Origin of the sequence: Streptomyces sp. S.PB5 (assembly GCF_030403745.1) — a bacterium.
Classification (GTDB): Bacteria; Actinomycetota; Actinomycetes; order Streptomycetales; family Streptomycetaceae; genus Streptomyces.
On the sequence record NZ_JAQMWP010000028.1, the window covers coordinates 71,704 to 84,425 of the forward strand.

At 68.5% G+C, this 12,722-nt stretch carries 14 protein-coding genes; 7 read left to right on the plus strand and 7 right to left on the minus strand.

What is annotated here, in order from left to right; genetic code table 11:
* Positions 1-30: 30 nt before the first annotated feature.
* The 5 genes from PH203_RS44365 (at position 31) to pstB (ending at position 4,921) form a co-directional block, all read left to right on the plus strand.
* The gene (locus PH203_RS44365) at positions 31-453 is read left to right on the plus strand and encodes an NUDIX hydrolase (RefSeq protein WP_289928074.1); all 423 of its coding nucleotides are present in this window, start codon (positions 31-33) and stop codon (positions 451-453) included.
* Between the two features lie 348 nt (positions 454-801).
* Positions 802-1,926, plus strand: coding sequence for a phosphate ABC transporter substrate-binding protein PstS (pstS, locus tag PH203_RS44370; protein ID WP_289928075.1), 1,125 nt, complete (start codon positions 802-804; stop codon positions 1,924-1,926).
* A gap of 120 nt (positions 1,927-2,046) precedes the next feature.
* A complete protein-coding gene (pstC, locus tag PH203_RS44375) occupies positions 2,047-3,051 on the plus strand; it encodes a phosphate ABC transporter permease subunit PstC (protein ID WP_289928077.1) in 1,005 nt (334 codons plus the stop codon).
* The gene (gene pstA, locus PH203_RS44380) at positions 3,048-4,106 is read left to right on the plus strand and encodes a phosphate ABC transporter permease PstA (RefSeq protein WP_289928079.1); all 1,059 of its coding nucleotides are present in this window, start codon (positions 3,048-3,050) and stop codon (positions 4,104-4,106) included. Before pstC ends, pstA begins: the two co-directional genes overlap by 4 nt.
* 38 nt (positions 4,107-4,144) lie before the next feature.
* Positions 4,145-4,921, plus strand: coding sequence for a phosphate ABC transporter ATP-binding protein PstB (gene pstB, locus PH203_RS44385; protein ID WP_289928080.1), 777 nt, complete (start codon positions 4,145-4,147; stop codon positions 4,919-4,921).
* 140 nt (positions 4,922-5,061) lie between these two features.
* Here the strand turns inward: pstB and PH203_RS44390 are convergent, their stop codons facing one another.
* The 3 genes from PH203_RS44390 to PH203_RS44400 all read right to left on the minus strand — a co-directional run bounded on the left by PH203_RS44390 (position 5,062) and on the right by PH203_RS44400 (position 7,035).
* Entirely contained in the window at positions 5,062-5,268 is a 207-nt protein-coding gene (locus PH203_RS44390) for a hypothetical protein (protein WP_289928081.1), read from the minus strand.
* Positions 5,269-5,408: 140 nt separating this feature from the next.
* Positions 5,409-6,407, minus strand: a complete 999-nt coding sequence (locus PH203_RS44395; protein WP_097265882.1) for an inorganic phosphate transporter — start codon at positions 6,405-6,407, stop codon at positions 5,409-5,411.
* Between the two features lie 7 nt (positions 6,408-6,414).
* Positions 6,415-7,035 carry a DUF47 family protein gene (locus PH203_RS44400; protein ID WP_015659485.1) on the minus strand — a complete coding sequence of 207 codons (621 nt, stop codon included), beginning with the start codon at positions 7,033-7,035 and terminating at the stop codon, positions 6,415-6,417.
* Positions 7,036-7,247: 212 nt separating this feature from the next.
* Here PH203_RS44400 and PH203_RS44405 point away from each other — a divergent pair, with 212 nt between their 5' ends.
* Positions 7,248-7,574: a metal-sensitive transcriptional regulator gene (locus PH203_RS44405; RefSeq protein ID WP_289928086.1), complete on the plus strand. Its 327-nt coding sequence runs from the start codon at positions 7,248-7,250 to the stop codon at positions 7,572-7,574.
* Positions 7,575-7,622: 48 nt separating this feature from the next.
* On the opposite strand, the gene PH203_RS44410 is transcribed toward PH203_RS44405, so the two are convergent.
* Complete coding sequence (locus tag PH203_RS44410) at positions 7,623-7,802, minus strand: hypothetical protein (RefSeq protein WP_289928087.1); 180 nt, start codon at positions 7,800-7,802, stop codon at positions 7,623-7,625.
* A gap of 118 nt (positions 7,803-7,920) precedes the next feature.
* On the minus strand, positions 7,921-8,754 hold the full coding sequence (locus PH203_RS44415) for a hypothetical protein (RefSeq protein ID WP_289928088.1): 834 nt from the start codon (positions 8,752-8,754) through the stop codon (positions 7,921-7,923).
* Positions 8,755-9,225: 471 nt separating this feature from the next.
* Here PH203_RS44415 and PH203_RS44420 point away from each other — a divergent pair, with 471 nt between their 5' ends.
* Positions 9,226-10,803: an FAD-binding oxidoreductase gene (locus PH203_RS44420; RefSeq protein WP_289928090.1), complete on the plus strand. Its 1,578-nt coding sequence runs from the start codon at positions 9,226-9,228 to the stop codon at positions 10,801-10,803.
* 8 nt (positions 10,804-10,811) lie between these two features.
* Here PH203_RS44420 and PH203_RS44425 read toward each other — a convergent pair whose 3' ends face one another.
* Both PH203_RS44425 and PH203_RS44430 read right to left on the minus strand, forming a co-directional pair.
* Positions 10,812-11,516 (minus strand): phosphatase PAP2 family protein, encoded by a 705-nt coding sequence (locus tag PH203_RS44425; RefSeq protein WP_289928091.1) that lies wholly within the window; start codon positions 11,514-11,516, stop codon positions 10,812-10,814.
* Between the two features lie 182 nt (positions 11,517-11,698).
* Positions 11,699-12,706: a bifunctional lytic transglycosylase/C40 family peptidase gene (locus PH203_RS44430; RefSeq protein WP_289928093.1), complete on the minus strand. Its 1,008-nt coding sequence runs from the start codon at positions 12,704-12,706 to the stop codon at positions 11,699-11,701.
* Between the last annotated feature and the right edge of the window lie 16 nt (positions 12,707-12,722).

The following is a 12,722-nucleotide window of genomic DNA, read 5'->3' on the forward strand; positions in this document are numbered from 1 at the left end:
CGTAGCCGACCAGGAGGCGGTGAGCGCCCGGTGAGTTCTCCCGACAACAGCACCGTCGAGGCGGCGGGCTGCGTCCTGTGGCGCCGCTCGCCGATCGACGGTGAGCTGGAGCTGTGTCTCGTCCACCGGCCGAAATACGACGACTGGTCCCACCCGAAGGGCAAGCTGAAACGCGGCGAGGACCCCCTGACCGGCGCCTTGCGCGAGGTGACGGAGGAGACCGGCTATCTGGCGGTGACCGGTGCCCAGCTCCCCACGTTGCGCTACCTGGCGAACGGCCGCCCCAAGCGGGTCCGCTACTGGGCCGCGGAAGCCACCGAGGGCGGCTTCACCCCGAACACGGAGGTGGACCGCATCCTCTGGCTCCCCCCGACGGCGGCCAGGAACCGCCTGACGCAACCCCGGGACCGAACCCTGGTGACCTCTTTGCTGGCCTCACTGCATCTCACCTAGGGGCACGGGGCTGTGTCGATGTGCGGCTCCGACGCGTGGGCGCGACCAGCCACGAAGGACTCGCACCCGGCCGACCACCTGCGCCCCACCCCCTTGGCCGCCCGGCTCAACCCAATGGAATGCGCCCGTGTCCTCGACGTGAGCGTTCCGTGACCTCACCGCACTGTCGGCAGGGGTTCACCCGCCGTTCATTTCCGCCAGTCGGCGCCTTCACCTGATCTGCCTAATTTCGGCCTTACGCGGTGCGGGACGTGCCTCGGGGACAACACCTCGAATATGCGTCCGCATCACCCAGTCTTCGCACGCCGCCGGATTCAGGACGGCGGCTCTCGGAAGGAACTCCCTCAAGTGAAGCTTCAGCGCAAGAACCGGCGGGCTCTCGCTCTCGGCGCGATCGCCGTCTCCGGCGCCCTGGCCCTCACGGCGTGCGGCTCCGACGACACCAGCAACGGCGGCGACGCCACCGGCTCCTCGACCGCGCAGGCCGGCAGCATCAAGTGTGACGACGCCAAGGGTCAGCTGCTCGCCGACGGCTCCTCCGCGCAGAAGAACGCGATCGACGCCTGGGTGAAGCAGTTCACCGCGCAGTGCGGCGTCCAGATCAACTACAAGGGCTCCGGCTCCGGCGCGGGCATCACCGCGTTCACCAACGGCCAGGTCGCCTTCGCCGGCTCGGACTCCGCTCTGAAGCCCGAAGAGGTCACCGCCTCCAAGAAGGTCTGCACCGGCGGCCAGGCCGTCGACTTCCCGATGGTCGGCGGCCCGATCGTGGCCGGCTTCAACGTCTCCGGCGTCGACAAGCTCACGCTGGACGCCGAGACCCTCGCCAAGATCTTCAACAACGAGATCACCAACTGGAACGACCCGGCGATCGCCAAGCTGAACCCGGGCGTCAAGCTGCCCGACCTGAAGATCCAGGCGTTCCACCGCTCGGACGAGTCCGGCACCACGGACAACTTCACCAAGTACCTGATCTCCGAGGCCAAGGACTCCTTCCCCTACGAGGGCGGCAAGGCCTGGCAGGCCAAGGGCGGCCAGTCGGCGTCCGGCTCCTCCGGTGTGGCCCAGCAGGTCAAGGAGACCAACGGCGCGATCGGCTACTTCGAGCTGTCGTACGCCAAGGACGGCATCACCCCGGCCTCCCTCGACACCGGCGCCTCCGCCCCGGTCGAGGCCACCGTGGAGAACGCCACGAAGGCCATCGCCGAGGCCCAGGTCGTCGGCACCGGCAACGACTACGCGCTGAAGCTGAACTACGGCACCAAGGCCGACGGCGCCTACCCGATGGTCCTGGTCACCTACGAGATCGTCTGCGACAAGGGCAACAAGGCCGACACCCTGCCCGCGACGAAGGCGTTCCTGCGCTACATCGCCTCCGAGGAGGGTCAGCAGATCCTCGCGGAGAACGACTACGCGCCGATCCCCGACGACATCATCGCGAAGGTTCGCACCGCCATCGAGAACCTGAGCTGATCCTGCGTGCGCGGTCCGGTCCGGGGGCCTGAGAAAGACCCCCGGCCGGGCCCGCACCGTCCGGTGCACCGCCGCCAGGAGCCGCACGCCATGTGAGGCTCCGCAGACCGGAGAAACCCGATGGACACCACACAGATAACCGACGCTCCTCCCCCCACCCCACAGACCTCGCCGGCCGAGCAGAAGCGCGCGGCCCGCGGCGCCACCCGACCCGGCGACCGGATCTTCCTCGCCCTCTCCCGCGGCTCGGGCATCCTGCTGCTGGTGATCATGGCCGCCATCGCCGGCTTCCTCACCTACCGCGCCTCGATCGCGATCGGCAAGGACGACGCCAACTTCTTCACCGCGTTCGAGTGGAACACCGGCCTCGTACCGCCCAGGTTCGGCATCGCCGTCCTGGTCTTCGGCACGGTCGTCTCCTCGATCATCGCCATGGTCATCGCGGTCCCGATCGCGGTCGCCATCGCGCTGTTCCTCACGCACTACGCCCCGCGCAAGCTGAGCGGTCCCATCGCCTATGTGATCGACCTGCTCGCCGCCGTGCCGTCCATCGTGTACGGCCTGTGGGGCGCCCTGATCCTCGTCCCGCACATGAACGGCCTGTACGGCTGGCTGGACGACTACCTCGGCTGGACCGGCATCTTCTCCTGGCAGGGCGGCGCGCCCCGCTCGATGCTCACCGTCGGCATCCTGCTCGCGATCATGATCCTGCCGATCATCACCAACGTCAGCCGTGAGGTCTTCCGGCAGACGCCCCGGATGAACGAGGAGGCGGCCCTGGCCCTCGGCGCCACGCGCTGGGAGGTCATCCGCATGGCCGTCCTGCCGTTCGGCCGCTCCGGCGTGATCTCCGCGTCGATGCTCGGCCTCGGCCGTGCGCTCGGCGAGACGATGGCCGTGGCCACCGTGCTCTCCCCGACCTTCGACATCCAGGCCAGCCTGCTCGACCCGGGCGGCGGCACCTTCGCCCAGAACATCGCCAGCAAGTTCAGCGAGGCCACCGAGATCGGCCGGGACGCGCTGATCGCCTCCGGTCTGGTCCTGTTCGTCATCACCCTGCTGGTCAACGGCGCGGCCCGCGCGATCATCGCCCGCCGCAAGGAGTACTCGGGGGCCAACGCATGAGCACCGCAGTCACCGGAAAGCGCCCCAGCACCCTGCGCGGCGCCCGGCTCCCCAAGTGGTCCCCGTACGCCATCGCGGCCGGTTCGATCGCCCTCGGCATCGGTATCAGCCTGGCCGCGGGCCTGGAGAGCAACATCCAGTGGGGCCTGATCGCCGCGCTCCTCTTCGTGGTCGGTACGTACGGCGTCGCCGCCCGCGTCGAGGGCCGCCGCCAGGCCAAGGACCGGGTCGCGACCTCGTTCGTCTGGGTCGCCTTCCTGATCGCCCTGATCCCGCTGGTGTCCCTGGTCTGGTCGACCGTCTCCCGCGGTGTGAAGGTCCTCGACTTCTACTTCCTGTCCCACTCGATGGGCCTGACCGCGGACTCCGAGCCGGGCGGCGGTATCTACCACGCCATCCTCGGCAGCCTTGAGCAGGTCGGACTCGCCACCCTGATCGCCGCGCCGATCGGCGTCCTCACCGCGATCTACCTGGTGGAGTACGGCCGCGGCAACCTCGCCCGGGCGGTCACCTTCTTCGTGGACGTCATGACGGGCATCCCGTCGATCGTCGCGGGCCTGTTCATCCTCTCCATCATGCTGATGGCGGACATGCAGCCCTTCGGCTTCGCCGGCTCGATGGCCCTGGCCATCCTGATGATGCCGGTCGTCGTACGCTCGACGGAAGAGATGCTCAAGCTCGTCCCGAACGAGCTGCGCGAGGCCTCCCTGGCACTCGGAGTCCCGAAGTGGCGCACGATCCTGAAGGTGGTCCTGCCGACCTCCATCGGCGGCATCACCACCGGCATCATGCTGGCCGTCGCCCGTATCGCGGGCGAGACGGCGCCGGTTCTGCTGCTGGTGTGGGGGAACTCGCTGATCAACGCCAACCCCTTCGAGGGGGCTCAGCAGTCGCTGCCGCTGTACATCTACCAGCAGTACGCGAACAGCGCGGGCTCGGGAGCGGCGTACGACCGCGCCTGGGCGGCGTCGCTGACGCTGATCGCCTTCGTGATGATCCTGAATCTGGTGGCCCGCGGCATCGCCCGCTGGAAGGCCCCGAAGACCGGTCGCTGACGCGACCCCTCAGCGACTGATCTGGAAGTGAAGTAATCATGGCCAAGCGAATCGACGTAAGCGGACTGACCGCTTACTACGGATCCCACAAGGCGATCGAAGACATCTCCATGACCGTCGAGCCCCGCTCGGTGACGGCCTTCATCGGCCCGTCCGGCTGCGGCAAGTCGACGTTCCTGCGCACGCTCAACCGCATGCACGAGGTCACCCCCGGTGGCCGCGTCGAGGGCAAGGTCCTCCTCGACGACGAGGACCTGTACGGCACGGGCATAGACCCGGTGTCGGTGCGCCGCGAGGTCGGCATGGTCTTCCAGCGCCCGAACCCCTTCCCCACGATGTCGATCTTCGACAACGTGGCGGCGGGCCTGCGTCTCAACGGCTCGTACAAGAAGTCCGAGCTCGCGGACGTCGTCGAGAAGTCCCTGAAGGGCGCGAACCTCTGGAACGAGGTCAAGGACCGCCTGAACAAGCCCGGCTCGGGCCTCTCCGGCGGCCAGCAGCAGCGCCTGTGCATCGCGAGGGCGATCGCCGTGGAGCCGAAGGTCCTCCTGATGGACGAGCCCTGCTCGGCCCTGGACCCCATCTCCACCCTCGCCATCGAGGACCTGATCGGCGAGCTGAAGGAGCGCTTCACGATCGTCATCGTGACGCACAACATGCAGCAGGCCGCCCGTGTCTCGGACCGCACGGCCTTCTTCAACCTCGCGGCGGTCGGCCAGCCCGGCAAGCTGATCGAGATCGACGAGACGGAGCGCATCTTCTCCAACCCGTCGGTCCAGGCCACGGAGGACTACATCTCGGGCCGCTTCGGCTAGACCGAACCCCGCCGATGGACCCCTCGCGGTGCTGCATGGCGGTGCCACCGCGAGGACGCAAAGGGCCCGCCCCCTGGCTCATCAGGGGGCGGGCCCGTTCGTTCATCACCCGGAGGTCAACCCGGAGGCCGATCCGCAGGTCACCCCACGCCGTCGGCGTAGGCCCTCTTCCAGCCGCTGCAGGTGCTTTCCTTCAGGTCGCCGTTGTCGCGGAGGCAGACCTTCATCCAGATCGTGGCGGACTCGGCGAAGTTCTCGGGCACCCATTCGCACTTGGCGAAGCCCTTGCCGTTGTAGACCTCGTGGACGGTGCCGTTGGCGTAGTTGCCGGAGCCGACGGTGCTCACGCCGTAGCGCTCGATCGCCGCCGACGCGGGCGAGGCCAGGTAGAGAGCACGGTGGCTGCCGCGACACAGTGGTCGAACGCGCGTCCATCGAACGCGCGATCAGCAGAGTGCCACGGAAGGGGTGGGTGGGGCGGGAGTTTTTAAAGGAACGCCAGATTCACGATGCCGAACGAAGCCGCCGCCACCAGCGCCGCCGCCGGCATGGTGATGAACCATCCCAGCACGATGTTCTTGGCGACGCCCCAGCGCACGGCGTTCACCCGCTTCGTCGCGCCGACGCCCATGATCGCGGAGGTGATGACATGGGTCGTCGAGATCGGCGCCTTGAAGAGGAACGCGGTCGTGAACATGATCGACGCACCGGTCGTCTCCGCGGCGAACCCCTGCGGCGGATCGAGCTCGATGATCTTCCGTCCGAGCGTCCGCATGATCCGCCATCCACCGGCGTACGTGCCCAGCGACAGCATCACGGCGCACACGATCTTCACCCACACCGGGATCGGATCGCCGTAGTCCTCGACATCGGCGATGACCAGCGCCATCACCACGATGCCCATGGTCTTCTGCGCGTCCTGCAGACCGTGCCCGAGCGCCATGCCGGCCGCCGACACCGTCTGCGCGATACGGAACCCCCGCTTGGCCTTGTGCGGATTGGCCCGCCGGAAGATCCACATGATCGCCGTCATCACCAGATAACCGGCGATCAGACCGACGAACGGCGAGACGAACATGGGGATGACGACCTTCTCCAGCACCCCGTGCCAGTACACCGTCGTACCGCCCGCGAGCGCCGCACCCACCATGCCGCCGAACAGCGCGTGGGACGAGGACGAGGGCAGCCCGAAGTACCAGGTGATGAGGTTCCAGGTGATCGCGCCCACCAGCGCGGCGAAGAGGATCCCCATCCCCTTCGACCCCTCGGGCGTCTGGATCAGCCCTTCCGAGACCGTCTTCGCGACCCCGGAGCCGAGGAAGGCGCCGGCGAGGTTCATGACGGCCGCCATCGCGAGCGCCGCCCGAGGCGTGAGCGCCCGGGTCGACACCGACGTGGCGATCGCGTTCGCCGAGTCGTGGAAGCCGTTCGTGTACGTGAAACCGAGCGCGACGCCGATGGTCACGATCAACGCAAAGGTGTCCATGAAGTACTCAGGACTCCTTGACCGCGATGGTCTCCACCGTGTTGGCCACGTGCTCGAAGGCGTCCGCCGCCTCCTCCAGCACATCCACGATCTGCTTGAGCTTCAGCACCTCGATGGCGTCGTACTTGCCGTTGAAGAGGTGGGCGAGCAGCTTGCGGTGGATCTGGTCGGCCTGGTTCTCCAGCCGGTTGACCTCGATCCAGTACTCGGTGAGGTTGTCCATGGTCCGCAGATTGGGCATGGCCTCCGCCGTGAGCTCGGCGGCCCTGGCCAGCACCTCGATCTGCTGCTCGACGCCCTTGGGCAGTTCCTCGACGTTGTAGAGGACGACCAGGTCGACGGCCTCCTCCATGAAGTCCATGATGTCGTCGAGGGAGGACGCGAGGGAGTAGATGTCCTCGCGGTCGAAGGGCGTGATGAACGAGGAGTTCAACTGGTGGAAGATCGCATGTGTGGCGTCGTCACCTGCGTGTTCCGCGGCCCGCATACGCTCTGCGATCTCGGCCCGGCCGGCGGTGTCCGCCCCGAGCAGTTCCATCAGGAGCTTCGAGCCCGTGACGATGTTGTCCGCGGAAGCGGCGAACATGTCGTAGAAGCTCGTCTCCCGGGGGGTCAGACGAAAGCGCACAAGGGGTCCTCAGGGTGCATCGGTTTCGGTCAGGCTGATGCTAAGTGCATCATCCGGCCACGGCTAATGGGCCGTCCCCCAGTGTCGCCCATCAGGCAGAGTGGTTGGCACGGGGGCCGTCCGCAGGCCCTATACCCGCCAAAGTTGGGTACGATATACCCAGTAGGGGTATATACCTGCCCAGGTGAGGCCCAGCTGACATGGAGGACGCGATGACGACCACCGAGGCCGGAGTGGAAGCGCCCTCCGAAAACGCCACGCACGGGTACCACAAGCAGAAGGACGAACACCTCAAGCGCCTGCGCCGCATCGAGGGCCAGATCCGCGGCCTGCAGCGCATGGTCGACGAGGACGTCTACTGCATCGACATACTCACGCAGGTGTCCGCCTCCACCAAGGCGCTGCAGTCCTTCGCCCTGCAGCTCCTGGAGGAACACCTGCGGCACTGCGTGGCCGACGCGGCCGTCAAGGGCGGCGACGAGATCGACGCGAAGGTGCAGGAGGCGACGCAGGCGATCGCCCGCATGCTGCGCACATGACACGTATGTGGTGCATGACGCGTGGATGAGGGAACGCCCCCGGGCGGCTCACGCTCCGGAGGCGTCCTCGCGTTCCTGGGCCACTTTCAGCACCTCGTCGATGCTCTCAAGGCTGAGCCGGTCCTCATGCGCGGCCGACGCCGCGATGATCAGCTCTCCGCACAGCTCGATCTCGGCGAGGGCCACGTGGTCCTGAACTGCCGTACCGCCGACCGGAGCCACGTGCATCACCTCTTCTCTGCCGTCACCGCTTCCTAGAGTAGGGAGCGGCCTACGCACCGCGCATGGCACGGACGGGCTAGTTCTTGACGCCCGTCACGTCCGCTCACCCCCCACTCGCCGCCACTCACTCCTCAGCGATCTTCCCGGCGTAGATGTCACCGTCGTCCGGAAGCCGTACGTCGACGGCGACCCCGAAGTCGTAGAGCAAGGTCGTGGAGGCGACCGCCACGGTCCCCTCCTGCTGCCCGCTGACAAAGCTGAACCGGTGTCTGACCTTGCGGATCCGGCCCTCGTCGTCGAGGTAGACGTCGAACGGAACCGTGGCGGTGGCGAACCCTTTCGCCGCCGCGCCGAGGGCCGCCCTGTTCCCGGCGCCGGCGTCCTTCGCGGCGAGGGCGAGATCGGCGGTCCCCCGGTAATGCCGCACCGCGGTCCCCGCGACCTCGCTCTCCCCCACATACGTGGCGGTACGCGCCCCCCGCAGCAACTCGGCGGCGGCGAACGGGTCGGTGGCCCCGCCGGTGACGAGGTTCCCGTCCGCGAGCGAGGCGGTCTCGACACGCACCCACTTGTCGGCGGGCACCCCGGCCCCGCGGTTCTTCATGAACAGGGCACCGGGAGCGAGCAGTTCGGTGATGGGCCGGTGATCACTCGTCCCGGCGGGATCCTGCGGCAGCGACACCTTGAGCTGCCCGAGCTGGCGCCGGTAGTCGTAGACCCCTTCCCCGCGAATGGTGACGCGGGTCCCCCCGGTGGCCATCTCCATGGAGGTCCTGGCCTTGGAACTCCCGGCCTGCACAAGCTGATCGGCGGCGAGATGCAGCGCCTCGACGGCGGGCCGCCCGTCCTCGGCGGCATCCACGTTCCCCGAACACCCGGAACCCCCCGCGCAGACGACAGCGACGAGCCCCGCCGCCACACCGACCCCGCGCAACCGCCTCAGCTGCCGCTCCGCCATCGCCCTGCCTCCGTCACGGACCCCCTGTCGTCCGACTAACGACGACCGGCGGGAGCCCGTCACGCGCATACCAGCCCTTTACCTCCGCCCGTTACCGTTGACCTGTGCCGCAGCAGGACAGGGTCCCCCCATCCCCCGAATCCCCGGAACACATGACGACCACCATCGAACAGGGCCGCTTCTGCACAGCCCGCTGCACCTGCGGATGGCGCGGCCCGGCAAGACGAGCGAGAAGCCAGGCAAGAACTGACGCAGCGACCCACACCAGCCTGGCCACCCCCTGACTCAAACCCCGCCCGAAATTCAGCCCCTCCGGCGTTTGAGGAGCGGGGGTCCAGGGGGCAGAGCCCCCTGGGAGCGGGGTCGGGCGGCGGGGGCGAAAACCCTCCCGGCGCGCACCCCCGCCACCCCACCCGATGGAACCCCACACCCCACCACCCCGTCTCGTTCCACGAACCCCCAGGAGGCGACATGGAACGGCGTACGTTCATCGGCGGCGGCGTGGCCGCACTGGCCGTGGCCACCGCGGCCGCGTGCACCAGCGGCGAGAACGCCGACGCGGCCCCGACGGCCACCGGCGGGGAGTCCACACGTACGTCGGCCTCGACCTCCACCAGCCGCGGCCGGCCCCCCACCCGCGCCGACTGGAGCGCCCTCGCCCGGGACCTCGACGGCCCCCTCATCCGCCCGGGCGACACCGACTGGCCGGCCGCCCACCAGCTCTACAACACCCGCTTCGACAGCCTGAAGCCCGCCGCCGTCGCCTACATCGCCCACGCCGACGACATCCGCACCGCCCTCGCCTACGCCAGGTCCCACAACCTCCGCATCGCGATCCGCAACGGCGGCCACTCCTACGCCGGCTGGTCCTCGGGCGACAACCGTCTGATCGTCGACGTCTCGAAGCTGAACAAGGTCCGCACCGGCGGCGGCACCGCGGTGGTCGGCGCCGGTGCGAAGCTCATCGACGTCTACCGCGCCCTCGCCGCGAAGGGCGTCACGATCCCCGCCGGCTCCTGCCCGACCGTGGGCGTCTCCGGCCTCACCCTCGGCGGCGGCCACGGAGTCGTCTCCCGCGCCTACGGCCTGACCTGCGACAGCCTCACCCAGGCCACCCTGATCACGGCGGACGGCAAGCAGCTCACCGCGAACGCGACCGAGAACAAGGACCTCTTCTGGGCCCTGCGCGGCGCGGGCAACGGCAACTTCGGCGTGGTGACCGAGCTCCGGTTCAAGACCCACCCCGCCCCGCAGGCCGTCACGGCGTACATGAGCTGGCCCTGGTCGAAGGCGGCCACGGTCTTCAAGGCCTGGCAGGAGTGGGGTCCCGGCCAGCCCGACGAGATCTGGTCCTCCCTCCACCTGGAGAACCACGCCGGGGGCACCCCCACCGTCTCCGTCGCCGCGTTCTCCCTCGGCACCTACACCGAACTCCAGAACGCGGTGGACCGCCTGGCCGACGGCCCGGGCGGCCCCGGCCCCGCGAGCAGCGTCTCCCTGCGGCGCCGCTCGTACGAGGAGGCGATGGAGATCTACGCCGGCTGCTCCTCCTTCTCGACGGACGCCCAGTGCCACCTCCCCGGCGCCACCCCGGGCCGCTCTCCGCAGGGCGCGCTGCAACGCGAGACGTACACCGCGAAGTCGGACTTCTTCGACCGTTCGATCTCCGCGGCCGGCGTCCAGACCCTGCTGACGCAGATCAAGTCGGTCCGCGGCGGCTCCGGCAGCATCGCCTTCACGGCCCTCGGCGGAGCGGTCAACCGCGTCTCCCCGACGGCGACGGCGTTCGTCCACCGCCGCTCCCGCATGCTGACCCAGTACATCGCCGCCTGGAAGGCGGGCACGAGCGGCACCACGGCCCAGTCCTGGCTGACCCGGGCCCACAACGCGATGAAGCCCTACGCGTCCGGCGCGGCCTACCAGAACTACACGGACCCGTCCCTGACGAACTGGCGGAAGGCGTACTACGGCGACGCGGCGGCCAAGCTCACGACTGTGAAGAAGCAGTACGACCCGAACGGCTTCTTCACGTTCCCTCAGTCGCTGTAGAGCCTTGGTCAGGCCGCAAGGTCCCGTTCCTCGGCGCCCGCTTCCCTCCGGGCGCCGGGAACGACGGCGCCCTGGCCGTCGTACGACGTCCCGCGCGCCCGGATCAGCCACCCGGCCCGCGGCGAGCGCTCGATCGCCTTCATGAGCGGGGTGAGCAGGGCCATGGCGAGCGGGGACAGCAGCAGTGCGACGGCCGTGCCGAGTGCGAAGCCGCCGACCACGTCGGTCGGGTAGTGCACTCCCATGTAGACGCGGCAGAAGCCTTCGAGCAGCGCCAGCCCGATGCCGAAGACGCCGAACTTCCGGTTGGCGACGAACAGTCCGACCGCCATCGCCATGGTGATCGTCGCGTGGTCGCTGACGAAGGAGTAGTCGGTCTTGCCGGACACGAGGACATCGAGCCCCTCGTGCGAGAGGAACGGCCGCGGCCGCTCCACGAACCCTCGTATCGGCACGTTGATCAGCACCGCGACCCCGGCGGCGAGCGGCGCCCACACCAGCGCGGCCACGGACGCGGGCGCGTCCTCACCGCCCCGCCTGCGCACGGACAGCCAGCACCACAGCACGAGCAGCACGGTGGCGAGGAGGATGCCGTACTCACCGACGTACTCCATGACCCGGTCGAACCACACGGGTGCGTCCTTGGCCAGGCCGTTGATGTCGTAGAGCAGCTCGACGTCGGGGTTCGACCCGGATGCGGCGAGTCCAGCCATGGTGCTGTGGCCCCTTCGTCGTCGTTCTTGGCCCCCGTGGGTGTAGATCCGATGTGCGTTCGGCTACAGCAACAGGAACGCACGGTCCCTGTTAATACGTTCCACACTCCACTGAATGATCACTCAGACGTTATCGAAGAGAGACACATCACTGCAGCTCAGGGGGTAGGTTCACAGGCTGCTCAGACCGTCGTGGGGAGCGCTTTCGCGCCATCTTCGGTGACCCGGGTGGCTCCGAAGTAATCGGGGGTGTCGATCGGGTCGAACCGGATCACAGCACCCGTTCTCGGGGCGTCGATCATGTATCCGCCGCCGACATAAATCCCCACATGCCGGATGGCCCGGGAGTTGGTGAGGTCGTCGGAGAAGAAGACGAGATCGCCCGGCAGCAGTTCGTCCCTGGCCGGATGCGGACCCGCGTTCCACTGGTCGTTGGCGACCCGCGGCAGCGTGACCCCGACACTCTCGTACGCGGCCTTCGTCAGCCCGGAGCAGTCGAAGCGGCCACCGTCCTGAGCAGTACCGTCACCGCCCCAGAGGTAGGGCGTGCCGAGTTTGTTCTGCGCGTAGGTGATGGCCGCGGCGGCCTGCTTGCTGGGATCGACCCGGCCGACGGGAGCGGCGAAGCTGTCCTCCAGCGTGGTGATCGTCTTCACGTAGTTCTGGGTCTCCTTGTACGGCGGCACGCCCCCGTACTTGATCACCGCGTACGCGCCCGCGTTGTAGGACGCGAGCATGTTCTTCGTGGGGTCCCCGGGCACGTCCTTCACATACGAGGCGAGGGTGCAGTCGTACTTCGCGGCCGATGGAATCGCGTCATTCGGGTCCCATACGTCGCGGTCGCCGTCCCCGTCCCCGTCGATCCCGTGCGTGGCCCACGTACCGGGGATGAATTGCGCTATCCCCTGCGCGGCCGCCGGGCTCTGCGCCTTCGGGTTGAACCCGCTCTCCTGGTACAGCTGGGCGGCGAGGAGAGCCGGGTTGATCGCGGGGCACAGATTGCCCCACTTCTGCACGAGCGCCTGGTAGTCGGCCGGCACCGACCCCTTGGCCAGCGCCTTGGTGGCCCCGCCCACCCCGTTCGCGAGGTTCCCGGCGACGACGTACACCCCGACGACGAGCAGCATCACGAAGCTGAGCCCCGCCCCGAGGACGGCACCCCCCACGATCCATGCCTTACGCACCGTCAACCGCCCCTCACCGCGC